Origin of the sequence: Verrucosispora sp. FIM060022 (assembly GCF_003977705.1) — a bacterium.
Taxonomy (GTDB): Bacteria; Actinomycetota; Actinomycetes; order Mycobacteriales; family Micromonosporaceae; genus Micromonospora; species Micromonospora gifhornensis.
Genome location: NZ_RQIV01000002.1, coordinates 317,166 through 343,454 on the forward strand (window position 1 = coordinate 317,166; position 26,289 = coordinate 343,454).

The window sequence follows — 26,289 nt, forward strand, 5'->3', positions numbered from 1 at the left end:
GTCATTCATGTCGCCAGCGTGAGCATACGAAAACATCTGGCTACGCCAACATGTGGGATTGACGTCCCGAAACGCTCCCCGGTGGCTCCGCTTGACCCCAGCGCCCGGCATTGGCAAGGTTTTGCAGGCTTCGCGCACACGGTACGGCAGACCTACCCAGAATATCCACTGAGGATCTGGCTGCCGCCGGTGACCGGGCCCCGCCCGCGCCGCATCAGGAGGACCGAGTTGACCCCCTTCCGCTCCGCGACCGCTTTGGCGGCCGCATCAGCCATGCTGGCCACCACCCTCACCGGCTGCCAGTTCGGCGGACAGGAGCAGGACACCTCGCCGATCGTCATCGCCGCCGACCTGGAACTGTCCGGGGCGGCCGCCGGCGTCGGCAAGGCGTACCGGCAGGCACTGGAGTTGAAAGTCCAACAGCTGAATGACTCCGGAGCCCTGAACGGCAGGACTGTCGAACTGTTGTTGAAGGACAACCGCTCCGACGCCAGTGAGTCACTGCGCAACATCGCCGACTTCGGCAACGATAAACGTGTCAGCGCCATCATCATGGGCGGATGCAACGAATGCGCGATCGGCGCGGCACGCACCATCAATGAGAAGCAGATCCCCACCGTCGCACTGGCCTCGGCCGGCGCAGTGGCCAATCCGGTCGCAGATCGACGCTACGTGTTCAAGTTGGCACCGAATGCTGCCGACAACGCCAGCGCTCTCACCGTCGAACTCGTCCGCCGGAGGGTCACCTCCGTCGGCCTGCTGCGCACTGACGACGCCTACGGCCGGGAGGGCGTCCAAGCCCTGCGCGGCGAGTTCCGCAAGGCCGGCATCCAACTGACCGCCGAGGCGTCGCTGCGTACCACCGACACCGAGGTGGACCGGCAGGCCGGCACGCTCGCCGCGGCCGAACCCGAGGCGTTGGTCATCTGGACCCCGCCGGAGCAGGCCATGCTCGCCGCCGGCGCGGTCAAGCAGGCCGGCTTCACCGGTCCGCTGTACTTCGACGCGTCCGCGGCGGGTGACCTCTTCCTCGGTGCGTCGGGCCGGGCCGCCGAGCGGGCGACGCTGGTCTTCACCCAGACGATGGTGATCGACGACGTCATCGCCACCACCCCCGCGAAGGCCGCCCGCCGCCAGTGGTTCCAGGACTACACCGCCCGCTTCGGCGGATACCACGGTTCGTCGTCGTTCGCGGCGGACGCCGTGCAGCTGATCGTCGACGCCGAACTGCGCGCGGGTGGCCCCCCGGCAACTGTCGACCGGGAGGGGCTGCGCGACGTGCTGGAGACCTCGCAGATGGACGGGCTGTCCGGGCCGATCCGGATGACGCCGGACAACCACTCCGGGCTGATGCCGCAGGCGCTGACCACCCTGGTCGCCCGGAACGGCCGCTGGCGGTTGGCCAGCTGAGTCCTCCGTCTTTGTTGTGAACTCGGTGGGGTGTGGCCCCAGCACAACCGGCTTCGGGCGGTCAGGCTTGATCCCTGCGCCGGTTGTGCTGGGGCCACACCTGCGTTCGTCCGGGTCAGCGGCTGGAGGTGGTTTCGCGGAGCCAGGGCAGGCTGAAGCGCTCGATGAGCACCAGCGCGGCGTAGAGCAGAATGCTGACCAGGGCGATCAGGATGATCGCGGCCCACGCCGTGGCGGTGTCGCCGACGCCGGCGTACTGCTGGATCACGTAGCCCAGGCCGCCTTCGCCAGCCTGGAACTCGCCGATCACCGCGCCGATCGCGGCCAGCGGCATGGCCACCTTGAGTCCGACGAAGATCTGCGGCAGGGCGGCCGGGAAGCGGATCTTCCGGAACGACTGCCAGCGGGAAGCGTTGTACGACCGGACCAGCTCGGCCAGTTCGGCCGGCGTGGTGGTCAGACCGGTCGCGGTGGACAGCACGATCGGGAAGAAGCAGAGCAGGAACACCATGGTCAGGATCGGCTTCTGACCCCAACCGAGCGCCACCACCAGCAGCGGGCCCAAGGTGATCTTCGGCACCGCGTTGACGGCCACCAGCAGTGGGGTGAACATCCGCTCGACCGTCCGCGAGGCGGCCAACGCCAGGCCGATCAGCACTCCCGCCGCCGCGGAGAGCGCGAAGCCGACCAGGATCGCGCGGGTGGTGACGGCGGTGTGCTCCAGCAGTCGGTCCGGCCGCTCGAGGAACGCCGACAGCACGCTGCCCGGCGGCGGCAGGGCGGCCGGATGGACCAGCTCCAGCCGGGCGACCAGCCACCAGAGACCGAACGCGACAAGCAGACCAACGGCCGGCAGCAACGCCGCGACGGTGGCGAGCCGCAGGTCACCGGCGCGCACTCGTCGGCCGCGCGGTACGGCATGGAGCGGCTCGGGCACGCTCCCCGCCGTCTGGCGAGGGCGGACGTCGGTCATTGGATCCTCCTACGTTTTGTGGTTCGGTGCCGACGCGGGTACGCCGCACCGGACAACCGGTGCGGCGTACCCGCCGTCGACGTGGTGGGGCTCAGGCCTTGGGGGCGAGGTTGAAGTCGATGACCTGCTCGGGGGTCAGGTCGGACTTCAGCGCACCCGCACCGCGCAGGATCGCGATGCTCTTGGCGACCCGGCCACTGTCCAGCGTGCCCAGAGCGGTGCCGGAGTTGCTGGAGCGGACGTACCCCGCCATCAGCTGAAGCTCGGCGGCGGCCGCAACGGGGTTCACCGCCTCGGCGTTCTTGGCCAGGATGTCGGCCGCCTCCTGCGGGTTCGCCAGGGCGTACTCCAGGCCCTTGAGCAGCGCTGCGGTGAACCGCTTGACCGACTCCGGCTTGTCGGCGGCGTACTGCTTGGAGGTGATCAGCACGTTGCCGTAGAGGTCCTGCATCACGTTGCTGTACGGCAGCAGGACGGCCTTCTTCTTGGTCACCGCCTCGACGGTCGGCTGACCGACGACGAACTGGCCGATGCCGTCGACCGAGCTGGCGGCGAGCATGCCCATCAGGGTCTGCGCCTCACCGTTGACCCAGGTCACCTTCTCGTAGTCGATGCCGGCCATCCGCGCGTACGTCGGGAAGAGGTTGCGCACGACGGAGCCCGGGGTGTCGGCGAGCTTCTTGCCCTCAAGGTCCTTGGGGGTGTTGATCCCCGTGCCCTCGACGGTGGCGATGGCGGCCATGGTGCGCTGCTGGATCGCCGCGACCGCGATGAAGTCCTTGGCCTCGCCGTTGCCGAGCTGGAGCAGGCCACCGGTCAGGTCGATCGGGCCGAACTGCGCCTGGCCGCCGACGATCGTCTGGATCACGGCGTTGGTGCCCTGGCCGGGCTTGATGTCTACCTCGAAGCCGGCTTCCTTGAAGTAGCCCTTCTCCTTCGCCACCCACGCGTAGGAGTCGCGTCCGAAGTTGCCGAACGAGGTGAGGTAGGTCACCTGTTCCAGGGCCGCGCCTCCGCCGCTGTTGGTGTCGTCGGTGTCGTCCGAGCCGCTGCTGCACGCGGCGACGAGGGCGAGCGCGGTGGCCATGGTGGCCGCGGCGACCGTACGGGTCAGCCTTCTCATCAGTGCACCTTGTCCTTTCCAACCGGGGCGTCGGGCCGCCGGGAGGGAGTGTGTCGGGCGGCGCCGGCAGCCGGAAGGGGAGCCGACACCGCGCATCGAGGGGATTCTGCGCGGGCACAGCGTACGAGAGGTCCACCTTTGTGCCGCCAGGCGTATCGGGTTGCGGTACGGAAACAAAGTCATGTCCACCCCGGACGGTGCTTTTCGGGACGAGGCCGGTTAGCCTGTGGCGGATTCCTGATCAATCACTCAGCGGAGGCCCCCGGAGATGATCCGTCTGTCCGAGGTGTCCCGCACCTTCGACGGCCGCACCGGCCGGGTCGAAGCGCTGCGCGGCATCGACCTCGACGTGGGCGAGGGCGAGTTCGTCGCAGTCCTCGGCCGATCCGGGTGCGGCAAGTCCACTCTGCTGCGACTGATCGCCGGGCTGATCCCGGTCAGCTCCGGTGAGATCACTGTGGGCGGTACGCCGATCACCAAGCCGCGCCAGGACATCGCCATGCTGTTCCAGCGCCCGGCCCTGCTGCCGTGGCGGACCGTACTGGACAACGTCCTGCTGCCCGTGGAGATCTTCGGCTGGAAGCGGGCCGACCACCGCGAGCGGGCCCGGGAACTGCTCGACGTCGCCGGCCTGGCCGGCTTCGAGAAGCGGCTGCCGCACGAGCTCTCCGGTGGCATGCAGCAGCGGGTGTCGCTGTGCCGGTCGTTGATCGGCAACCCCCGGGTGATGTTGATGGACGAGCCCTTCTCCGCCCTCGACGCGCTGACCCGGGAGGAGCTGTCCGGGGAACTCCAGCGGGTGCACATGAGCAGCCGGGCCACCGTCGTCTTCGTCACTCACTCCATCGATGAAGCCGTCCTGCTCGCCGACCGGGTGGTGGTGCTCAGCCCGCGCCCGGGCCGGGTCCGCAAGATCGTTGACGTGAACATCCCCCGCCCGCGTACGCTCGGCCGCAACGCCCACCTGGCGGAGGTCGCCCAGGTCAGCGCCGACCTGCACGAGCTGCTGATGGAACGCGACCAGCCGGTGGCCGCCGGCCCCGAAAGGCGCTGAGGATGCGGGTCACCGTCTTCACCGAGCCGCACCGGGGCGCGAGCTACGACGACCAGCTCCGCTTCGCCCGGCTCGCCGAGGAAGGCGGGTTCGAGGGTTTCTTCCGCGCCGACCACTACCAGGCGATGGGCGACGAGCCGGCCCTGCCCGGCCCGACCGACGCCTGGCTGACGCTGGCCGCGCTCGCCCGGGAGACCAGCCGGATCCGGCTCGGCACCCTGGTCACCTCGGCCACCTTCCGGCTGCCCGGGCCGTTGGCCGTGATGGTGTCCCAGGTGGACCAGATGAGCGGCGGCCGGGTCGAGCTGGGCATCGGCGCCGGCTGGTACGCCCGCGAGCACATCTCGTACGGCATTCCGTTCCCCTCGGTCACCGAACGTTTCGACCGGTTCGCCGAGCAGCTGGAAGTGATCAGCGGGCTGTGGGCCACCCCGTCGGGCGAGAGCTTCAGCTACGCCGGGAAGCACTATCAGCTCACCGACGCCCCCGCGCTGCCGAAGCCGGTGCAGACCCCGGGCCCGCCGATCATCGTCGGCGGGCGTGGTCCCCGGCGTACCCCCGAACTGGCCGCCCGGTACGCCGACGAGTTCAACGTTCCGTTCACCAGCCTTGAGTAGACCGCTGACGCGTACGAGCGGGCACGGCAGGCGAGCGAGCGGATCGGCCGCGCCGACAGCGGACGTGCCCCGCTGGTGCTCTCGGCGGGCATCGTGGTGGCGGTCGGGCGTACCGACGCGGAGGCCGCCCGGCGGGCCGCGCCCCTGCACGTCAAGAGCGCCCTGCCGCCCGAGGACGCGGTGATCGGCTCGCCGCAGCAACTGGTCGACCGGATCGGCGAGTTCGCCGCGATCGGCACCGAGCGGGTGCACCTGCGCCTGATCGACCTCACCGACCTCGACCACCTGGAGCTCATCGCCAGCGAGGTGCTCCCCCGACTGGAGGCGACCCGATGACCGGCAACTCCCCCGCCACCCCGGCGACCGACCAGGATCTCGTGCTCGGCCCGGTGGGCCAGGAGATCGTCCTGGAGAACGACCGGGTACGGGTCTGGCACATCCGGCTCGAGCCGGGTGAGCAGCAGCCGCTGCACCGCCACGACCACCCCTACCTGGTGGTGGCCGTGCAGGGTGCGAAGAACGTGATCCAGACTGTCGACGGCGTACGGATCGACGCGGACGAGCCGACCGGTGGGGTGGTCTACCGCGACCCCGGCGCGGTGCACATGCTGACCAATGTCGGCGACACGACATACCTGGCCCGGCTGGTCGAACTCAAGTAGACCTACCGCAAGCAGGTCGGACGGCGTTCACGGCGCGCCGGTGGCGATCGGTGGCAACGGACCGTAACGTGCCGGACATGGCCAATCGGACCTTGAGCCGCCTACTGCTCACGGCGTTCGGCGTCAGCCTGCTGGCCGGGGCCGGTCAGCTTGGCCTCGCCTTCGGCTTCGGCATCGTCCGGCTCACCGGCGCCTTCAGCGGCGCCACCGTCAACCAGTGGCCGGCCCAGCTCGTCTGGGTCGGCTGGTTCGCGGCGAACGCCGCCGTGATCGGCGCCGTACTCACCGAGCGGACGGCCCGGCAGGACCGCCAGCTCACCGGCACCGGCCGGCAACTGGCGGTCGCCGGCAGCGCCGCGCTCGGTGCCACGGTCGTGGCACCGTTGTGCATGCAACCGGCCCGCAACGCGGAGCTCATCTCCGTCGATCCGGTCTGGGCCGTGGCCATCTGCGCCGTCCTCGGTGCGATCGTCGGTGCGGGTGCCGCGCTGGCCGTACTCGTCAGGCCACCGTTCGCCTGGAACATGGCTGCCGTCGCCGGGGCCGTGTGGCTGATTGCGCTGCTGTCGGTCGTACCGTCACTGGGCGCCAGCGGGCCGCTGACCCCGGTCCGCCTCGGTGTGCTGGAGCCGGTGTGGTTCTCCGCCGACACGGCGCAGCAGCTGGCCCTGCTGATCCTGCCGATGATGACCCTGCTGGCCGGCGTCGCCGGCGGGTGGGCGGCTCGGTGGCGCGGGCACCTGCCCCTGGTCAGCGGGCCGAGCGGGGTGGCCGGGCCGGTGCTGGTGGCCTTCGCCTACCTGGCCGCCGGGCCGGGCGACTCGGCCGACCGCTATCAACTCGCCCCGTACTACGGGGCCCTGATCGCGATCGCCGTCGGCGCGCTCGGCTCGACCGCTGCCGCCCTGCTGCCCTGGCCGCTCACCGGCCGCTCGCGTCCCGACACCCAGGCCATCGAGCCGACCGCGATTCTCCAGCCGCTACCCCCGACCCCGGCCCTGCCCACCTCACCGAGCCGTCCGACCGGGCAGCAACCGGCGGACCCGCCACCACACTGGCAGTGGCCGGACCAGCGGACGAGTTCCCTCCCCACGGCCGCCGGGGTGGCACCCACCCGCCCCGACACACCGTCGCTCAGCGCACCGGCCCCCGCCGAGCACACCACCGTCGGCGCGGAGGACACCGGCTCAGCCGCGACCGAGAAGTCCGTCGACGCACCACCGGCAACGGTAGGTGTCGCGACCGGTGCCGGGCTCGACGCGCAGGAGTTGCCGGCAGCTGACGACCGACACCCCGCCCCAGCCACCGGCCGCACGCCGGCGGCGGAGGCACCCGCGCCAGCGGACGCCGCCACGACGACCGTCGAGCCCCTGCGGCCCGACGCCCCCGCGTCAGCGGAGACCCCTGCCACGCCGGATGACGCCGAGTTGGCGGTCGACCCGGCACCGGTGGGAGATGGCAGCGACATCCCCCGCGCCGGGCGGACCGCCAGGTCACCGCGGGCAGCAACCCGGCCTTCGACTCCGGGCCCAGCTTCGCCTTCAGACCCGACCTCGGGCCTGGCTCCGACTCCGGGCCAGGCTCCTGCCCCAGGCCAGGCTTCGCCTTCAGATCCGGCTTCAGAGCCGGCTCCGACCTCGGGCCCGCTCGCGGACCCGGCACCGGCGGGCAAGACGCCCACGCCCCGGCGGACGCGCAAACCCCGGACCAGCACGACCGCTGTGGGCTCGGACCAACCGTCCGAGGACGGGCAAGCTGCCGCGCCGACCCTGCACCAGCCCGCCCACGTCGTTCCTGACGCCAACCTGGCCCCGCCCGCCGACACCCAGTCCGCCACCGCTGAGCCCGCCGCCGATACCCCGCCTGCCGCCACCCCGCCCGTCGCCGCCCCGCCCGTCGCCGACGCTCAGCCCGTCGCCCACACCACTGGCTCGCCCTGGCCGACCGGTGGCACCGGCGGGAGCGCCGCCACCGTGCGACCTGAGCCGACACCGCGCCCCCGGCACCGCCTGTCGTTGCCCGAGCTGAACCCGGCGGCGTCCTGGAACGCCTTCGCGCCGACCCGGCCGGCCGATCCGCAGCCGGGCGACGAGAAGACCGGTGCTGCCCAGGAGGGTCGCGCTGCCGGTGGTCCGGCCGCCGTCGAGCCGCCGACGCCGACCGGTCGCGGCGGAATCGACCCCGCGCCGCCCGCCGGGCCGGCAGCGGCACCCACCGGTCCGGCGGCGACCTCGCCCGCCGGGCTCGATCCCGCTTCGCCTGCGGGGCTCGACCCGGTGACCACCGCACGGGAGGTCTCGGCCGCCTTCGCCGCCGCGCCGAGTCTCTCCAGCGACCCGGCCGCCACCGCCCGCGACCTCTCCGCCGCCTTCACCAGGCCGCCCGCCGTCGCCCCGGAGGACGTCCAGCCGAGCGGCGAACGCGACAAGGGACTCCGCGGCCTGTTCCGGCGCGGCAAGCCCCGCCCGGACAACACCGAGGGTGGCGAGGAGCCGCTGCCGGCCCAGGACGAGGAGTACGTGGACTGGGTGACCGGGCTCGGTCGGCCGGTGGCCGACGACGAACCCGGCCCGAAGAAGTCCCGTCGCTCGCTGCGCTCGACCGGCCGGCACCACCGGGACTGACGGTGCCCTGCCGGCCGAGCGCGCGACAGGTCAGACCAGCGCAGGTCAGGCAAGCGCAGGTCGGGCCAGCGGGAGGTCAGGCCAGCGGCAGGTAGACCCGCCCGCCGGCGGCGAGGAACTCGTCGGACTTGTCCTTCATTCCCCGGGCGGCGTACTCCTTGAGATCCTGGGTGATCTTCATGGAGCAGAACTTCGGCCCGCACATCGAGCAGAAGTGGGCCGTCTTCGCCGGTTCGGCGGGCAGCGTCGCATCGTGGTACGACCGCGCGGTCTCCGGGTCCAGCGACAGGTTGAACTGGTCTTCCCAGCGGAACTCGAACCGCGCCTTGGACAGCGCGTCGTCCCAGGCCTGCGCGCCCGGGTGCCCCTTGGCCAGGTCCGCCGCGTGGGCCGCGATCTTGTACGCGATCACGCCCGCCTTCACGTCGTCGCGGTCCGGCAGTCCCAGGTGCTCCTTCGGGGTCACGTAGCAGAGCATCGCGGTGCCGAACATGCCGATCATCGCCGCGCCGATGGCCGAGGTGATGTGGTCGTACGCGGGCGCGATGTCGGTGGTCAGCGGGCCGAGCGTGTAGAAGGGCGCCTCGTGGCACCACTCCTGCTGCAGGTCCACGTTCTCCTTGATCTTGTGCATCGGCACGTGACCCGGACCCTCGATCATCACCTGCACGTCGTACTCCCAGGCGATCTTGGTCAGCTCGCCAAGCGTGCGCAGTTCGGCGAACTGCGCCTCGTCGTTGGCGTCCGCGATCGAGCCGGGCCGCAGCCCGTCGCCGAGGGAGAAGGTGACGTCGTAGCGGGCCAGGATCTCGCAGAGTTCCCGGAAGTGGGTGTAGAGGAAGTTCTCCTCGTGGTGCGCCAGGCACCAGGCCGCCATGATCGACCCGCCGCGCGAGACGATGCCGGTCACCCGGTTCACCGCCAGCGGCACGTACGGCAGCAGCACCCCGGCGTGCACGGTCATGTAGTCCACGCCCTGCTCGGCCTGCTCGATCACGGTGTCCCGGAACACCTCCCAGCTCAGCTTGACCGGGTCACCGCCGACCTTCTCCAGCGCCTGGTAGATCGGCACCGTGCCGATCGGCACCGGCGAGTTGCGCACGATCGCCTCGCGGGTCTCGTGGATGCGCTTGCCGGTGGACAGATCCATCACCGTGTCCGCGCCCCACCGCGTCGCCCAGGTCAGCTTCTCCACCTCCTCGGCCACCGACGAACTCACCGCCGAGGTACCGATGTTGGCGTTCACCTTGACCAGGAACGCCTTGCCGATGATGGCCGGCTCGCACTCCGGGTGGTTGACGTTGAGCGGCAGCACCGCCCGCCCGGCCGCGATCTCGTCCCGAACGAACTCCGGCGACATGCCCTCCCGGATCGCCACGAACTCCATCTCCGGCGTGACCACCCCGGCCCGGGCGTACGCGAGCTGGGTCGGCCGTTTCCCGTCCGCCCCGGCCAACGGTGTGCCCGGTCCGCGTACCGGGGCGACATCTCCCCGCTCGGCGATCCACGGCCCGCGCAGCGCGGGCAGCCCGACCTGCGGATCGGAGCCCGGACCGGAGGTGTCGTAGAGCCGCACCGGCGGGTTGTCCCCGGTCAGCCCCACCTCCGCGAACGGCACCCGGATCTCCGGCCGCGATCCCTCGACGTACACCTTGCGCCGTACCTGCATGACAACCTCCCTGCTCAGGCGGACCAGCCGAAGTGGTCCAACGGGCCGCGTCCCGCGCCCAACTCCCAGGCCCGTGCGCCGGTCAGCGCGCGGGTCACGTACTCCTTGGCGGTGGCGACCGCCACCGGCACCGAATCGCCCATCGCCAGCCGCACCGCGGTCGCCGCCGAGAACGAGCACCCGGTCCCGTGGCTGTGCCGCGTCGGCACCCGAGGGGCCCGCAGCACCGTCGTCCCGTCCGGCCCGTGCAGCACGTCCAGGGCCTCGCCGCCGGTGTCGACGTCACCGCCGGTCACGATCACCCACTCCGGCCCGCCGGACGCCAGGGCCCGGGCGGCCGTCGTCATCTCCGCCAGGTCGGTCACCGCAGCGCCGGTGAGCGCCGCGGCCTCCGCGCTGTTCGGGGTCGCCACCCGGGCGTACGGCAACAGCCGCTCCACCGCCGCCACCACGCCGAGCCGGTGCCCGCTGGTGGCCACCAGCACCGGATCGACGACGAGCTGCGGCAGTCGCCCGGCCGCGGCGGCGTCGGCGATCGCCCCCGCCACCGCCGGCGTGCCGAGCATCCCGGTCTTGACCGCCCGTACCGCGAAGTCGGACAGCACGCTGTCGAGCTGGTCGGTGACGGTCTGCGGGGGCAGTGGCAGGACGGCGTCCACGCCTCGGGTGTTCTGCGCGGTCACCGCGGTGATCACGCTGGTGCCGTAGGCGCCGAGCGCGGCGAAGACCTTCAGGTCGGCCTGGATGCCGGCGCCGCCGCCGGAGTCCGAGCCGGCCACGGTGAGCACGGTCGTCGGGGTCATCTGTCTTCCTCAACGGTTGCGGTTGGGGCTGCCTCGAAGGCGCTGGTCAGTTCGGCGGCGGTCTGCTGTGGATCGGGAGAACGCATGATCGCGCCGAGGACGGCGACACCGACAGCGCCCGCCTGCACGCAGGCGCGGACCTGGGCCGGGATTTCGATGCCGCCGAGGGCCAGTGCCGGTAACGGGCTCAGCCGGATCAGCCTGGCCAGTCCCACGGGTCGCAGGGGTGGGCCGTAGCCGGGCTTGGATCTGGTGGGGAAGACCGGGGAGAGCGTGACGTAGTCCTCCGTGGTCAGTCGGCTCAGTTCCCCCTCGTCGTGGCACGATCGGCCGACCAGGTCGGCCTCCGGCGGCGGGTACGGGTCGGCGGCCGACAGGTGGAGGGCCACCAGCGGTCGGCCCGCAGCCGGTACGGGGATGGCGAGCAGCGGGTCGGGACCAGCCACGATCAGGTTGCCGCCGGCTTCGGCCAGGATCGGCTGCAACTCGTCGGCGAGCGCCCGACGTTCCTCGCGCAGCAGGTCCTTCTCGCGCAGCACCACCCACCGCACTCCCCCGGCCACCGCCCCCGCCACCACGCCGAGCAGATCGCCCCGCGCCGCCCGCCGATCGGTCAACAGCACGACCCCGCCGGGAATCTTGGTGCGCAACGGCCCCTGGAGGGGCACTTCCGTCCCAAGATCGACTGGTGGGGGGGTCATAGATCCGGGCGGCCTTCGTCGGGGGTGGAGGCGAGGGCGTGGAAACGGCGGGGGATGCGGCCGGCACCGGCGGCGAGACGACCGGCGGTGATCGCGTGGCGCATCGCGGTGGCCATCGCCACCGGATCGGCGGCCCGGGTCACCGCGCTGGCCAGCAGCACCGCGTCGCAGCCCAACTCCATGGCCAGCGCCGCGTCGGAGGCGGTACCGATCCCGGCGTCCAGGATCACCGGCACGTCGACGCTCTGCCGGATCAGCCGGATGTGGTGCGGGTTGGACACCCCCAGCCCCGACCCGATCGGCGAGCCGGCCGGCATCACCGCCGCGCAGCCGACGTCGGCGAGCCGGCGGGCCAGGATCGGATCATCCGAGGTGTACGGCAGCACGGTGAACCCGTCGGCGACGAGTTCCTCGGCGGCGCGCAGCAGTTCCACCCCGTCGGGCAGCAGCGTACGCTCGTCGCCGATCACCTCCAGCTTGACCCAGTCGGTGTCGAACGCGTCCCTCGCCAGGTGCGCCACCTTCACCGCTTCCCCGGCGGTGTAGCAGCCGGCCGTGTTCGGCAGCAGCCGTACCCCGCACCGGTCCAGCAGATCCAGCAGACCGCCCGAGCCGCCGGGGACGGTGTCCACCCGGCGCAGGGCGAGGGTGACCAGCTCGGTGCCGGAGGCCCGGATCGCCTGCTCCAGCACGTGCAGGTTCGCCGCCCCACCGGTACCGAGGATCAGCCGCGACCCGAACCGGGTGCCGCCGATCTCGAAGCCGTCGGAGTCCATGGTCACCCGCCCTGCGCGGCGCTGAGCACCTCGACCCGGTCGCCACCGCGCAGCGCCGTCGCCGGCCAGCCGGTACGCGGCACCACCTCACCGTTCACCGCCACCGCCACCCCGCGCTGCTGCGGGGTGACCTGCCGAACCAGGTCGGCGACCGTGGCACCGTCGGGCACGTCCCGCTCGACACCGTTCACCGTCAACTCCACAGGTCCTCCTCCTTGCTGTCCGGGTGGAACCGGTCGGCCCGAAACGGAGTGAGCAGCGGGTCGTCCGTCCCCTCTCCGGTGATCAGGCCGGTGATCAGATCCGCGGTGACCGGGGTGAGCACGATCCCGTGCCGGTGGTGGCCGGTGGCCGCCAGCACGTCCGGTCGGCCCGGGAGCGGCCCGAGGATCGGCGCGTTGTCCGGGGTGCCCGGACGCAGCCCGGCGATCGTTTCCACCAGGTCGTACTCGGCCAACTCGGGCATCAGATCGACGGCGGCCCGCAGCAGCCGCAGCACCGCACCGGCGGAGACCGCCACGTCGGTGCGTTCCTCGACGGTGGCACCGACCACCACCTCGCCGCACTCGCGTGGCACCAGGTAGACGTGCTCGCCGTCGGCGTACCCCCGGATGACGTGCCGGAAGCCCGGCGGACCACCGTCGGGGGTGCGTAGCCGCAGCACCTGGCCCTTCACCGGGCGGACCGGCAGCCCGGTGAGGGCGGCGGCGCCGCAGCCGGCGGCGACCACGGTCACCCCGCCCGACGGCTCGGACAGCTGCCTGACCGGTTCGGTGACCAGCACCGCGCCGGCCCGCGCGGCGGCGAGGCGCAGCGCCGGCACCAGGCGCCGCGGATCGACCTGGTGGTCGGTGGCGGCGAGCGCGCCGCCGCGGACCCTCGGCGCCAGCGCCGGTTCGCGCTCCCGCAGCTGGGAGGGGCGCAGCAAGCTCACCGGCAGGCCCAGCCCCTGCTGGTACGACCACAGTCGACGCGCCTCGGCCAGGTCGTCGGCGGTGAGCCCGACCATCAGGGTGCCCTCGGTCCGGTACCCGATGTCGACCCCGGTCGCCTCGGTCAGCTCGGCGGCGAAGCCCGGCCAGCGTCGGGCGGATTCGGTGAGCAGCCCGGTCAGCTCGTGTTCGCCGAAGTACGCCTCGGCCACCGGCGCCAGCATGCCCGCAGCAACGTGCGAGGCACCCGAGCCCGGCGCCGGATCGTGCACCACGACGCGCAGCCCGCGTGCCGCGCACCGCCACGCGATCGCCAACCCGATCGGCCCCGCCCCCACCACCGTCACCTGCGGTGCAAGGAAGGGCCCCTTGTTAACGCCTCCGGTAGAGGAAGGGCCCCTTGTTAACACGCCAGCGCGTCCACGAACTCGGCTGCGGCGTGGGCGGGGTCGGCGGCCCCGGAAAGCGCGCCGACCACCGCCACCCCGTACACGCCGGCGGACCGCAACACAGGCACGTCCTCCGCCGTCACTCCCCCGATGGCGATCACCGGCACGGTGACCGCCTCGACCACCGCCCGGACGCCCGCCACGCCGATCGCCGGCGGCAGGCCGTCCTTGGTGGTGGTGGCGTGGCAGGGGCCCACGCCCAGATAGCTTGCTCCGGCGGCGACCGCCTCGGCCGCCGACACCGGCTCGCGCGCGGTGGCGCCCAGCACCGCATCCGGGCCGAGTACCCGCCGGGCCGTCGCCACCGGCAGGTCGTCGGCACCGACGTGGCCGCCGGACGCGCCCGCCGCCAACGCCACATGCAACCGGTCGTTGACCAGGCAGGTGACCCCGTACGGGCGGCAGAGCACCAGCACCTGGCGGGTCAGCTCGTACGCCTCGCGGTCGGTGGTGGTGTCCTCGACCCGGACCTGGACGACCAGTTCGGTGTGGGCCACCGGCAGGGCGGCGGCGAGCACGGCGAGCGCATCCCGCCCGGGGCGGGTATCGGTGATCAGATGCAGTCGTCCGAGGGACGGCACGGCAACTCTCCTCCCTGCGCCGGCATTACCCGGATCAGGTTCGACGGTCGGGGGCTGGCAGCCCCCCTCTCAGCCCGGTACACCGGGCTCCCGTGGGTTCGTTGGGTGTCACCGTACGTTGTTTCGGCTGTGCCGCCAACCCCCGTGCTGCCACACGAGCCGGGCCGTGGGCAGCCGCGTCAATCCGACTCGCCGGGACGCGGTGACCGAAAAAAGACCCCGATATGCAGCGACTCATGCCAATTCCCCAGGCCCTCGTTACCAATCTGTTACATCAATGAGTCTTGCTCGAAACCGATCGACGAACACAAATTGAATGATCGGCTCAGTTCCTCGGCAGCCAGACCCTCACCGTCAGGTACGAGCGCTCGGACCGAACCGGAGTAGTCACCGCCGCCCGCTCCGACCCGTCCCATACGGAAAGAGGAGACTTTCGTGCCCCGAACCCGCCGTCGACGAGCAACGCCCGGCCTATTTACTGTCGCGCTACTCGCCCTCGTACTCGTGCTGGCCGGTGCGCCGGCTCCGGTCACCGGCCCCGCAGCCGCCCAGGCCGCGAGCCGTACCGCTGCCGCTGCCGCCGCTGACCCGTACTCCGTCCTGGTGTTCTCCAAGACCGCCGGGTTCCGCCACGACTCGATCCCGGCGGGCATCCGGGCGATCCAACAACTCGGTACCGCGAACAATTTCACAGTCGTCACCACAGAGGACGGCGGTGCCTTCACCGACACCAACCTGGCCCGGTTCAAGGCGGTCATCTGGTTGTCGACCACCGGCGACGTGCTCAACGCCAGCCAGCAGTCGGCCTTCGAGCGCTACATCCGCGCCGGTGGCGGATACGTCGGCGTGCACGCCGCCTCCGACACCGAGTACGACTGGGCCTGGTACGGCCAGCTGGTCGGCGCGTACTTCAACAGCCACCCGGCGAACCAGACCGCAACCGTGAAGGTCGAGGACTACGCGCACGAGTCGACCCGGCACCTGCCGGAGCGGTGGTCCCGGTACGACGAGTGGTACAACTTCCGCACCAACCCCCGCGCCCGTCAGGTGCAGGTGCTGGCCTCGCTCGACGAGCGCAGCTACAGCCCCGGTAGCGGGGCGATGGGGCACGACCACCCGATCGCCTGGTGCCAGGGCTACGACGGCGGCCGGTCCTGGTACACCGGCGGTGGGCACACCCAGGAGTCCTTCTCCGACGCGGCGTTCCTTCAGCACCTGCTCGGCGGCATTCAGACCGCGGCCGGGGTGGTGCACTCCGACTGCGGTGCGGGCCGGGCCGCCAGCTTCGAGAAGGTGACGCTGGACAGCAACACCAGCAACCCGATGGAGCTGGACATCGCGCCCGACGGGCGGGTCTTCTACATCGAGCGCGACGGCCGCGTGCAGATCATCAAGCCGGACACCGGCCAGACCGTCACCGCCCTGCGGTTGAGCGTCTTCGCCGGCAACGAGGACGGCCTGCTCGGCATCCGACTCGACCCCAACTTCGCCAGCAACGGATGGGTCTGGCTCTACTACGCCCCGAGCGCGGGCGGCTCCCGCAACCACCTGTCCCGGTTCACCGTCACCGGTGACACGATCAGCGCGTCGAGCGAACGGGTCGTGCTGGAGGTGCCCACGCAGCGCAACACCTGCTGCCACATGGGTGGGACGATGACCTTCGACTCGGCCGGCAACCTCTACCTGGCCACCGGGGACAACACCAACCCCTTCGAGTCCAGTGGCTACAGCCCGTTGGACGAGCGTTCCGGGCGGGCGGACTACGACGCGCAGCGCACCGCCGGCAACACCAACGACCTGCGTGGCAAGGTGCTCCGGATCCGGCCGCAGGCCGACGGGACGTACACCATCCCGAGCGGGAACCTGTTCGCCCCGGGCACCGCCCGGACCCGTCCGGAGATCTACGCGATGGGCCTGCGCAACCCGTTCCGGATCGGCGTCGACCCGGTCACCAACGTGCTCTACGTCGCCGACTACGGCCCGGACGCCACCACCACCAACGCGAACCGGGGCCCGGAGGGCCTGGTCGAGTGGAACATCGTCGATCGGCCCGGCAACTTCGGCTGGCCGTACTGCCACGGCAACAACCAGGCGTACAACGACTACCAGTTCCCGTCCGGCCCGAGCGGGGCGAAGTTCAACTGCTCCGCGCCGGTGAACAACTCCCCCAACAACACCGGCCTGACCAACCTGCCGGCGGCCATCCCGGCCACTGTCGACTACGGCTACGGCGGCAACAGCCGCTTCCCGGAGATCGGCGGCGGCGGAGCGCCCATGGCCGGCCCCGTCTACCGGTTCGACCCGACCATCTCGTCCCGCCGCCAGTGGCCGGCGTACTTCGACGGCAAGTCGATCTTCGGCGAGTGGAACCAGTCGCGGATGTACACCATGCAGGTCAGCAAGGACGGCAAGACGCTTGTCGACATCAACCGGATCCTCGACCAGATGACCTTCGTCCGGCCGATGGACATGGAGTTCGGCCCCGACGGCGCGTTGTACCTGATCGAGTGGGGCAGCGGCTTCGGCGGCAACAACGGCAACTCCGGGGTCTACCGGATCGACTACACCGCCGGTGCCCGCGCCCCGATCGCGGTCGCCTCGGCGAACCCGACCTCGGGGGCGCCCCCGCTGGCGGTGAGCTTCTCCAGTGCCGGTTCCCGTGACCCGGACGGCGGGGCACTGACCTACGCCTGGACGTTCGGTGACGGTGGCACCTCCACCCAGGCCAACCCGACCCACACGTACACCCGGTCCGGCAGTTACACCGCGCAGCTTCGGGTCACCAACCCGGCGGGGCGGACCGCGGTGGCGAACGTGCCGATCACCGTCGGCAACACGGCACCGACCGTCACCATCGAGTTCCCGCCGGACGGTGGTTTCTTCGCCTGGGGTGACCAGGTCGCCTACACCATCAGCGTCACCGACCCGGAGGACGGCACGATCGACTGCGCCGACGTCGAACTCCAGGTCCTGCTCGGTCACGACGAGCACGCCCACCCGCTGGAGCGGCACACCGGCTGCACCGGCACGGTGCAGACCCAGCTCGCCGACGGCCACGGCGCGGACGCAAACGTCTTCACCGTGCTGGAGGCGACCTACACCGACAAGGGCGGATCCGACGGGGCCGAGCCGCAGACCGGCCGGGCGCTGAAGATCCTCCAGCCCAAGCGCAAGGAGGCCGAGTACTTCTCGGCCACCGGCCGGGTGGCGGGTGCCACCGGCGGCGGCACCGCCGGGGTCGAGAAGGAGACCACCGGTGACACCGCCGGCGGCGGGCAGAACATCGGCTGGATCGAGGACGGCGACTGGTGGTCGGTCAGCCCGGCCAGCCTGACCGGCGTCACGTCGATCCAGTTCCGGGTCGCCTCGGCCACCTCCGGCGGCCGGATCGAGGTACGCGCCGGTGCCGCGGACGGGCCACTGATCACCACCGCCACCGTGGCCGGCACCGGGGGGTGGCAGACGTACACCGACGTCACCGCGCAGATTCCCAACGGCGCTTCCTCGGAGGGCGGGCTGTACTTCGTCGCCCGGGACCCCAACCGTGGCACCGGAACCCTGTTCAACGTCAACTGGATGAACTTCGTCGGCCCCGGGGTGAGCGGCAACGCCCCACCGACGGTCACCGCCACGGGCACCCCGACCAGCGGGACCGCGCCACTGGCCGTGACCTTCACCGGTACGGCGACCGACCCGGACGGGGACACCCCGCTGACGTACGCCTGGGACTTCGGCAACGGTGCAACGGCGACCACGCTCAACGCCACCGCCACGTACACCACGCCGGGCAACTACACCGCCACCCTGACGGTCACCGACAGCCGGGGCGCGCGGGCGCAGGCCACGGTGCCGATCCGGGTCGACGGGACCGGGGGCAACGAGCCCTGCCAGGTGCAGCAGGGGCCACTACGGTCCGACGAGTTCACCGGCACCTCGCTGGATCGTCAGCGGTGGAGCGGTGTGGTGCGGGACAACCAGTCGCTCTCGGTCTCCGGGGGTGCGCTGCGCCTACCCACCGCCGCAGGTGACCTGTACGGCACCCGCAACGACGCGACGAACCTGGTGCTCCAGCCCGCACCCAGCGGGGCCTGGCAGGCGACCACCCGGGTCACCGTCGCGGCCCGGGCCGACTACCAGCAGGCCGGCCTGATCCTCTATAGCAACGACGACAACTACGCCAAGCTGGACCTGGTCTACGGCGGCAACCGCAAGGTGGAGTTCATCCGGGAAACCTCCGGGACGCCGCGCAACGACAGCGCGGACGCCACCGCCGCTCCCACCGGTGACACCATCCATCTGCGACTGACGAGCGACGGGACGAACCTGACCGCGGCCTACTCGACCGACGGGCAGACCTTCACTCCGGTCGGCCGGTCCGCTGCCCTGGCCGGGATCACCAACCCGCGGATCGGCCTGTTCGCCCTCAACGGCGGCACCACCGCGCCGGTGGTGAACGCCGAGTTCGACTGGTTCCGGATCACCCCGGAGGCCACCACCGGCACGAGCACCGCACCCTCGGACGAGTTCACCGGCAGCACCCTGGAGAAGTGCCGGTGGAACGCCATGGTGCGGGAGGACGCGACCCGGTACCGGGTCACCGACGGCGCGCTGCGCATCGACGTGCCGAACGGTGACATCTACGGCACCAGCAACACCGGTCCGACCAACTTCATCCTCCAGAACAGCCCGGCCGGGAACTGGACGATCCAGACCCGGGTCGACGGCAGCCTGTTCAACGAGCAGTACCAGCAGGCCGGTCTGCTGGTGTACGCCGACGACGACAACTACCTGAAGTTCGACTACGTCACGGACAACGCGGCAGGTCAGACGATTTCGCGGCGGATCGAGTTCCGCAGCGAGGTCGGCGGGGCGGTGCAGAGCACCCAACCGCAGGCGACCGGCCTGACGCAGGGGATCTGGCACCTGCGGCTGACCCGCAGCGGCAGCACCTACACCGCCGCGTACTCGGCGGACGGCACGAGTTGGACGACCCTGGGCTCGTTGACGAGCACTGCGGTCGGTACGACTCCGAAGGTGGGCCTGTTCACCCTCGGCGCCAACCAGACCGCCTCGAAGACGGCGGCGTTCGACTACTTCCGGCTCACGCCCGGGTAGCCGACGGCTGGGGGCCGGCCCGTACCTCCACGGAGGTACGGGCCGGCCGCTCTGTGTCGGAGATACGGCGTTTGAAGCGACCTGACCAGGAATGTCACGCGCAGTTACCGAAACGTTATCCATCGAAGTGTTGCCATAAACCGTTTCAGCGGGGCTAATTTGTTCAGCGAATCGACATAATGCTGGAACGGACACCACCGGCGAGGTGTCCGGTCCGGCTCCACCTGGGACGGTCTTCGGCGAACCGGCCCCCGCGACCCCGTCCAGCAAGGACAGAGGAGACCGGAGTGTCCCGACCACCCCGTGCCCGCGTACCCATCACCGCCACACTTCTCACCCTCGGCCTCGCCGCGACCGGCCTCGTCGGCGTCCCCGCCGCACAGGCCGCGCCGAGCACCAAGGCCGTCGCGCAGAGCGCACCCGTCAACCAGGCCGCGCCCGCCGCGAACGCCGCAGCCGAGGACTTCTCGGTCCTGGTCTTCTCCAAGACCGCAGGCTTCCGGCACGACTCGATCCCGACCGGCATCGCCGCGATCCAGCAACTCGGTGCCACCAACGGGTTCACCGTCGACACCACCGAGGACGGTGCCGCGTTCACCGATGAGAACCTGGCCCGCTACGAGGCGGTGATCTGGCTCTCCACCACCGGCGACGTGCTCAACGCCGAGCAGCAGGAGGCGTTCGAACGCTACATCCAGGCCGGCGGTGGCTACGCCGGCATCCACGCCGCCTCCGACACCGAGTACAACTGGCCCTGGTACGGCGAGCTGGTGGGCGCGTACTTCGCCAACCACCCGGCCAACCAGACGGCCACCGTCAAGGTGGAGGACCCGGCCCACGAGTCCACCGCCCACCTGCCGGAGCGCTGGTCCCGCTACGACGAGTGGTACAACTTCCGGACCAACCCGCGCGGCAAGGTGCACGTGCTGGCCACGCTCGACGAGCGCAGCTACTCCCCCGGCGCGGGCGCGATGGGTCACGACCACCCGATCGCCTGGTGCCGGGACTACGACGGCGGCCGGACCTGGTACACCGGCGGCGGCCACACCCGCGAGTCGTACGCCGAGCCGGAGTTCCTCCAGCATCTGCTCGGCGGCATCCGGACCGCGGCCGGGGTCAGCAACGCCGACTGCCGCGCCTCGCTGACGTCGAGCTTCGAGAAGGTCACGCTGGACAGCAACACCAGCAACCCGATGGAGCTGGACATCGCGCCCGACGGCCGGGTCTTCTACATCGAGCGTGACGGCCGGGTCCAGATCATCAAGCCGGACACCGGTAACACCGTCACCGCCATCGACCTCGACGTCTTCACCGGCAACGAGGACGGCCTGATCGGCATCCGGCTCGACCCGAACTTCGCCACCAACAACTGGGTGTATCTCTACTACGCCCCGAACGACGGGATCGCGCGCAACCTGCTGTCCCGGTTCACCGTCACCGGCGACTCGATCGACCCGGCCAGCGAGAAGCAGGTCCTGCGGGTCGACACGCAGCGCAACACCTGCTGCCACGCGGGCGGGACGATGGTCTTCGACTCGGACGGCAACCTCTACCTGGCCACCGGGGACAACACCAACCCGTTCTCGTCCGACGCGTACACGCCGATCGACGAGCGGCCCGGCCGCGCCGACTACGACGCGCAGCGCAGCTCCGGCAACACCAACGACCTGCGCGGCAAGGTGATCCGGATCCACCCGGAGGACGACGGGACGTACACCATCCCGGAGGGCAACCTCTTCCCGCCCGGCACCGAGAAGACCCGTCCCGAGATCTACGCGATGGGCTTCCGTAACCCGTTCCGGATCGGCATCGACCTCGCCACGAACGTGCTCTACGTGGCCGACTACGGGCCGGACGCCAACTCCGCCAACCCGAACCGGGGCCCGGAGGGTCTGGTCGAGTGGAACATCATCGACCGGCCGGGCAACTTCGGCTGGCCGTACTGCCACGGCGCGAACAAGGCGTACAACGACTACCAGTTCCCGTCCGGGCCGAGTGGTGCCAAGTTCGACTGCGCGAACCTGGTAAACGACTCGCCCAACAACACCGGCCTGACCAACCTGCCGCCGGCCGTCTCGGCCACCGTCGACTACGGCTACGCGCCCAACCCGCTGTTCCCCGAGATCGGTGGCGGCGGCGCGCCGATGGGCGGCCCGGTCTACCGGTACGACGCCGACCTGAACTCCGACCGCAAGTGGCCGGCGTACTTCGACGGCAAGGCCATGTTCGGTGAGTGGAACCAGTCGCGGATGTACACCATGCAGGTCACCGCGGACGGCAAGTCCCTGGTGGACATCAACCGCCTGCTGGACGGGATGAGCTTCATCCGTCCGATGGACTTCGAGTTCGGCCCCGACGGCGCGCTCTACATGATCGAGTGGGGCAGCGGCTTCGGCGGCAACAACGACAACTCCGGGGTCTACCGGATCGACTACATCGCCGGTGACCGGGCCCCGGTCGCGGTGGCCAACGCCGACCCGACCTCCGGGCCGGCTCCGCTGACCGTCACCTTCTCCAGCGCCGGCTCGCGTGACCCGGACGGTGGCGCGCTCACCTACGCCTGGACGTTCGGTGACGGCAACAGCTCCGACGAGGCCAACCCCACCCACACGTACGCCTCGGCGGGCAACTACAACGCCCAGCTCACCGTGACCAACCCCAAGGGGCGCACCGCGGTGGCGAACGTGCCGGTCACGGTCGGCAACACCGTACCGACGGTCACCATCGAGTTCCCGCCGGACGGCGGCTTCTTCGACTGGGGTGACCAGGTCAAGTACACCATCAAGGTGACCGACCCGGAGGACGGCGAGATCGACTGCGCCGACGTGGAACTTCAGGTCCTGCTCGGTCACGACGAGCACGCCCACCCGCTGGAGCAGCACACCGGCTGCGAGGGCGTGGTGCAGACCCAGCTCGCCGCCGGACACGGCGCCGAGGCGAACGTCTTCACCGTGCTGGAGGCGACCTACACCGACAAGGGTGGCGCCGGTGGGGCCAGCCCGCTGACCGGCCGGGCGCTGGAGATCCTCCAGCCCAAGCGCAAGCAGGCCGAGTACTACTCCAACACCGGCCGGCTGGCGGGTAGCACCGGCGGCGGCGACCCGGGGGTGGGCAAGGAGGCCACCGGGGACACCGCGGGCGGTGGTGACAACATCGGCTTCATCGAGGACGGCGACTGGTGGTCGGTCGAGCCGGCCAGCCTGACCGGCATCGAGTCGATCCGCTTCCGGGTGGCCTCGGCCACCACCGGCGGCCGGCTTGAGGTCCGCGCCGGTGCGGCCGACGGTCCGCTTGTCACCTCGGTCGTCGTACCGGGGACCGGGGACTGGCAGTCGTACACCGACGTCACGGCCGAGGTGCCCGCCGACGCCGACTCGAACGGCAAGCTGTTCTTCGTCGCCCGCGATCCGGCCGGCGGCTCGGCGAGCCTGTTCAACGTCAACTGGATCGACTTCCTCGGCAAGGGTGTCACCGACAACGCCCCGCCGGTCGTCACCGCCAACGCCACGCCGACCAGCGGCACCGCGCCGCTCACCGTCGCGTTCAGCGGTACGGCCACCGACCCCGAGGGCGACACCCCGCTGACGTACGAGTGGGACTTCGGTGACGGTGGTACGGCCGACACGCTCAACGCCGAGCACACCTACGCCGCGCCCGGCAACTTCACCGCCACCCTGACGGTGACCGACAGCCGGGGTGCCCGGTCGTACGCGACCGTGCCGGTCCGGATCGAATCGCCGAACACCTCCTGCCTCGGGGCGCGTTCGGACGACTTCACCGGCGACACGCTCAACCGCGACCGGTGGACCAGCGTGGTCCGGGAGAACCAGTTGCTGTCCGTCTCCGACGGCGCGCTGCGCCTGCCCACCGGGGTCGGTGACCTCTACGGCAGCCGCAACGACGCCACCAACCTGGTGCTCCAGCCGGCACCGTCGGGTGCCTGGCAGGCGACCACGAAGGTCACTGTCCCGGTGACGGCGACCTACCAGCAGGCCGGTCTGCTCGTCTACGGCGACGACGACAACTACGCCAAGGTCGACCTGCTCTTCAACGGCAGCCGGCGGGTGGAGTTCCTCCGGGAGACTGCCGGCACGCCGCGCAACGACAGTGCCGACAACGTCGCCGCGCCGGACGGTGACACCGTCTACCTGCGGATCAGCAGCGACGGCACCAACCTGACCGCGGAGATGTCGGCCGACGGGCAGACCTTCAGTCCGGTCGGGCGGTCCGCCGCGCTGGCCGGCATCGAGAACCCGCGGATCGGCCTGTTCGCCCTCAACGGTGGCACCGACGCCCCCGTCGTGGAGGCCGTGTTCGACTGGTTCCAGGTGACGCCGGACTCCCCGGCCGGGCCGGTCGACCCGTCCGACGAGTTCGACGGCATCTCGCTGGACAAGTGCCGGTGGAACGCGATCCTGCGGGAGGACCCGAGCGCCTACCGGGTCAGCGGCGGGAAGCTCTACGTCGACGTGCCCAACGGTGACATCTACGGCACCAACAACACCGATCCGACGAACTTCATCATGCAGAACGCCCCGACCGGCGACTGGACGATGGAGACCAGGATCGACGGCAGTCTGCTGGACGAGCAGTACCAGCAGGCGGGTCTGATCGTGTACGGCGACGACGACAACTACCTCAAGTTCGACTTCGTCGTGGACAACCAGGCCGGTCAGCCGGTGACGCGGCGGATCGAGTTCCGCAGCGAGATCGACGGGGTGATCCAGAACCCGCAGCCGGGTGCGGAGAACCTGACCTCGTCCGAGTGGTACCTGCGGGTGTCCCGTGCCGGTGACACCTTCACCGCGTCGTACTCGGCGGACGGGACCACCTGGACGGCGTTGACCGAACTGGTCAACGCGGCCGTGGGGGCGACCCCGAAGGTGGGTGTGTTCACCCTCAGCGGCAACCAGACCGCCTCGAAGGTGGCGTCGTTCGACTACTTCCGGTTCTCCGCGGATGAGGTGCCGAGCGACACCGTGGCTCCGGTGACCACCGCCGAGGTGTCCGGTACGCCGGTCGAGGGCTGGCACACCGGTCCGGTGACCGTCACGCTCTCCGCCACCGATTCCGAGGGCGGCAGCGGGGTGGCCCGCACCGAGTACCAGCTCGGCGAGGCCACCGAGTGGACCGCCTACACCGACCCGGTGCAGGTGACCGGGGACGGCGAGCACGAGCTGCGGTTCCGCTCCGTCGACGAGGCCGGCAACGTGGAGGAGACGAAGACGGTCACCGTCCGGATCGACACCACCGCGCCGGTCAGCACCGCGTCGTTCGCTCCGGCGAACGACGAGGGCTGGCACAACGGCACCATCCCGGTGGTGCTCACCTCGACCGACGCCGGTTCCGGGATGCAGCTGCTGGAGTGGTCGCTCGACGGTGGCGCCTGGACGCCGTACACCGAGCCGGTGGAGATCAGCGGCGACGGCACCCACGAGCTGCTGTACCGGGCCACCGACAAGGTCGGCAACGCCGAGACGTTGAAGTCCGCGGTGGTACGCATCGACGGCACCAAGCCGACCCTGCTGGTCTCCGGCATCGCCGACGGCCAGCTCTACGGTGACAGCCAGGACGTACGCGTGTCCTGGCAGGCGGTCGACCCGACCTCCGGCATCGCCACCGTGGTCGGCACCCTCAACGGCCGGCCGTACGCCAGCGGCACGCTGCAGGCGATGTACGAGCTGCCGTTGGGTCTGCACGAGCTGACCGTGACCGCGACCGACAAGGCGGGTAACGCCACCACCGCGTCGGTCCGGTTCTTCGTCACCACCTCGTTCCGGGACATGCAGAACCTGCTGGACCGGTTCAAGGCGACCGGACGCCTGTCCAACAAGGCGTACGACCAGTTGTCGAAGCAGCTCGAGAAGGTCCGCAAGGAGGAGGCCAAGGGCAAGGACGACAAGGCCATCAAGGAGCTGATCAAGTTCCGTGACCTTGCCGCCGACGCCAAGCTGGTCGCCGAGGCGGAGATCCGGGAGGTGCTGATCCGGGACGCCGACGCGATGATCGTCCGGCTCGGCGGCACGGCCAGCACGGCGGGCGTCAAGGCCAACGACGGCAAGTCCGTCAAGGGCGCTGGACGCCTCGGTGGTGATCCCACCCGGCTCGCACCCGGCCGTCGCCTGTGATCAGTGGGCCCCGCCCGGCGATGTCCGGGCGGGGCCCCGCTCAACGTAGTGAGGAGGCACCGTGACCCGGATCCGGACGGTGGCCACCGCCATGATCGCCGCTCTGCTCCTGGCGGTCATCGCCGCGAACCCGGCGGCGGCGCACAACAACAAGCTCAAGCTGACGGTGGCCGGTGACGGTGCCGACGGGGTGACCATCCAGGCCACCTACGCCGACGGTCACTACCTGGACAAGATGGTCCGGTTGGTGCTCACCGCCACCGGCTCGGAGGGCCGCACGGTCGGCCCGGTGCAGCTGGAACCGGCCGCCGAGGGACAGGGCTTCTACACCACCGGCCCGATCCTCTCCCCCGGCGAGTGGAAGGTGCGGGTGAAGCCGGCCGCGCCCTACTCCGGCACGACATCGGCGACGGTGCAGGCACGGGTGGCGCAGCCGCCGCCGGTGGTGCCCGTCTCCGAGAACCGGGACGCCGACCCGGCGCGGGCCGACCGGGTCGGCGACGGCGCGGCACCCGGCTGGTGGTGGGCGGTCGGGCTCGGTGTCGCCACGCTCATCGTGGTGGCGTTGACCGCACCGCTGCTCGGACGGCGGCGCCGCCGACCGTAACCAGCGTCAACCAGAACGGCCCGGCACGCACCACGCGCGCCGGGCCGTTTCGCATCCCGGGCCGT

The 26,289-nt window shown here is 70.9% G+C and carries 16 protein-coding genes, 1 pseudogene and 1 riboswitch; of the genes and pseudogenes, 8 read left to right on the plus strand and 9 right to left on the minus strand.

Translation table 11 applies throughout. The features are described 5' to 3' along the window. Positions 1–228: 228 nt before the first annotated feature. Entirely contained in the window at positions 229–1,410 is a 1,182-nt protein-coding gene (locus EG812_RS07960; RefSeq protein ID WP_043721942.1) for an ABC transporter substrate-binding protein, read from the plus strand. Positions 1,411–1,525: 115 nt separating this feature from the next. On the opposite strand, the gene EG812_RS07965 is transcribed toward EG812_RS07960, so the two are convergent. Continuing rightward, positions 1,526–2,383 (minus strand): ABC transporter permease, encoded by an 858-nt coding sequence (locus tag EG812_RS07965; protein ID WP_126711230.1) that lies wholly within the window; start codon positions 2,381–2,383, stop codon positions 1,526–1,528. A 91-nt stretch (positions 2,384–2,474) separates the two neighbouring features. Continuing rightward, on the minus strand, positions 2,475–3,506 hold the full coding sequence (locus EG812_RS07970; protein WP_013735910.1) for an ABC transporter substrate-binding protein: 1,032 nt from the start codon (positions 3,504–3,506) through the stop codon (positions 2,475–2,477). A gap of 268 nt (positions 3,507–3,774) precedes the next feature. Here EG812_RS07970 and EG812_RS07975 point away from each other — a divergent pair, with 268 nt between their 5' ends. The 4 genes and pseudogenes from EG812_RS07975 (at position 3,775) to EG812_RS07990 (ending at position 8,463) form a co-directional block, all read left to right on the plus strand. Next, complete coding sequence (locus tag EG812_RS07975; protein WP_013735911.1) at positions 3,775–4,560, plus strand: ABC transporter ATP-binding protein; 786 nt, start codon at positions 3,775–3,777, stop codon at positions 4,558–4,560. A 2-nt stretch (positions 4,561–4,562) separates the two neighbouring features. Then, positions 4,563–5,513: pseudogene (locus EG812_RS07980) on the plus strand (LLM class F420-dependent oxidoreductase). After that, positions 5,510–5,839 (plus strand): cupin domain-containing protein, encoded by a 330-nt coding sequence (locus EG812_RS07985; protein ID WP_013735913.1) that lies wholly within the window; start codon positions 5,510–5,512, stop codon positions 5,837–5,839. Before EG812_RS07980 ends, EG812_RS07985 begins: the two are co-directional and overlap by 4 nt. 77 nt (positions 5,840–5,916) lie before the next feature. Further along, entirely contained in the window at positions 5,917–8,463 is a 2,547-nt protein-coding gene (locus EG812_RS07990) for a hypothetical protein (RefSeq protein ID WP_126711231.1), read from the plus strand. Between the two features lie 76 nt (positions 8,464–8,539). Here the strand turns inward: EG812_RS07990 and thiC are convergent, their stop codons facing one another. From thiC to thiE, 7 genes are all read right to left on the minus strand, one after another. Continuing rightward, a complete protein-coding gene (gene thiC, locus EG812_RS07995; protein WP_013735915.1) occupies positions 8,540–10,132 on the minus strand; it encodes a phosphomethylpyrimidine synthase ThiC in 1,593 nt (530 codons plus the stop codon). Positions 10,133–10,146: 14 nt separating this feature from the next. After that, on the minus strand, positions 10,147–10,935 hold the full coding sequence (gene thiD, locus EG812_RS08000) for a bifunctional hydroxymethylpyrimidine kinase/phosphomethylpyrimidine kinase (protein ID WP_126711232.1): 789 nt from the start codon (positions 10,933–10,935) through the stop codon (positions 10,147–10,149). Next, positions 10,932–11,558, minus strand: a complete 627-nt coding sequence (locus EG812_RS08005) for a thiamine phosphate synthase (RefSeq protein WP_233579441.1) — start codon at positions 11,556–11,558, stop codon at positions 10,932–10,934. Before EG812_RS08005 ends, thiD begins: the two co-directional genes overlap by 4 nt. A gap of 74 nt (positions 11,559–11,632) precedes the next feature. After that, complete coding sequence (locus tag EG812_RS08010; protein ID WP_043721948.1) at positions 11,633–12,412, minus strand: thiazole synthase; 780 nt, start codon at positions 12,410–12,412, stop codon at positions 11,633–11,635. A 2-nt stretch (positions 12,413–12,414) separates the two neighbouring features. Beyond that, on the minus strand, positions 12,415–12,615 hold the full coding sequence (gene thiS, locus EG812_RS08015; protein WP_013735919.1) for a sulfur carrier protein ThiS: 201 nt from the start codon (positions 12,613–12,615) through the stop codon (positions 12,415–12,417). Then, entirely contained in the window at positions 12,606–13,754 is a 1,149-nt protein-coding gene (thiO, locus tag EG812_RS08020) for a glycine oxidase ThiO (protein ID WP_126711233.1), read from the minus strand. Before thiO ends, thiS begins: the two co-directional genes overlap by 10 nt. Further along, a complete protein-coding gene (gene thiE / locus EG812_RS08025; RefSeq protein ID WP_013735921.1) occupies positions 13,748–14,374 on the minus strand; it encodes a thiamine phosphate synthase in 627 nt (208 codons plus the stop codon). Before thiE ends, thiO begins: the two co-directional genes overlap by 7 nt. Next, positions 14,369–14,478, minus strand: a riboswitch (TPP riboswitch). Its footprint overlaps the gene before it by 6 nt. A gap of 331 nt (positions 14,479–14,809) precedes the next feature. Between thiE and EG812_RS08030 the strand changes: the two genes are divergently transcribed. The 3 genes from EG812_RS08030 (at position 14,810) to EG812_RS08040 (ending at position 26,224) form a co-directional block, all read left to right on the plus strand. Then, complete coding sequence (locus tag EG812_RS08030; protein ID WP_126711234.1) at positions 14,810–19,489, plus strand: ThuA domain-containing protein; 4,680 nt, start codon at positions 14,810–14,812, stop codon at positions 19,487–19,489. Between the two features lie 287 nt (positions 19,490–19,776). Next, positions 19,777–25,617, plus strand: a complete 5,841-nt coding sequence (locus EG812_RS08035) for a ThuA domain-containing protein (protein ID WP_126711235.1) — start codon at positions 19,777–19,779, stop codon at positions 25,615–25,617. Between the two features lie 61 nt (positions 25,618–25,678). Next, entirely contained in the window at positions 25,679–26,224 is a 546-nt protein-coding gene (locus EG812_RS08040; protein WP_126711236.1) for a hypothetical protein, read from the plus strand. Positions 26,225–26,289: the final 65 nt, after the last annotated feature.

Bases quoted from the DNA above. Each gene is read 5' to 3' on its own strand.
- EG812_RS07965 (WP_126711230.1), bottom strand. From the start codon at position 2,383: ATGACCGACGTCCGCCCTCGCCAGACGGCGGGGAGCGTGCCCGAGCCG.
- EG812_RS07970 (WP_013735910.1), bottom strand. From the start codon at position 3,506: ATGAGAAGGCTGACCCGTACGGTCGCCGCGGCCACCATGGCCACCGCG.
- EG812_RS07975 (WP_013735911.1), top strand. From the start codon at position 3,775: ATGATCCGTCTGTCCGAGGTGTCCCGCACCTTCGACGGCCGCACCGGC.
- EG812_RS07985 (WP_013735913.1), top strand. From the start codon at position 5,510: ATGACCGGCAACTCCCCCGCCACCCCGGCGACCGACCAGGATCTCGTG.
- EG812_RS07990 (WP_126711231.1), top strand. From the start codon at position 5,917: ATGGCCAATCGGACCTTGAGCCGCCTACTGCTCACGGCGTTCGGCGTC.
- thiC (WP_013735915.1), bottom strand. From the start codon at position 10,132: ATGCAGGTACGGCGCAAGGTGTACGTCGAGGGATCGCGGCCGGAGATC.
- thiD (WP_126711232.1), bottom strand. From the start codon at position 10,935: ATGACCCCGACGACCGTGCTCACCGTGGCCGGCTCGGACTCCGGCGGC.
- EG812_RS08010 (WP_043721948.1), bottom strand. From the start codon at position 12,412: ATGGACTCCGACGGCTTCGAGATCGGCGGCACCCGGTTCGGGTCGCGG.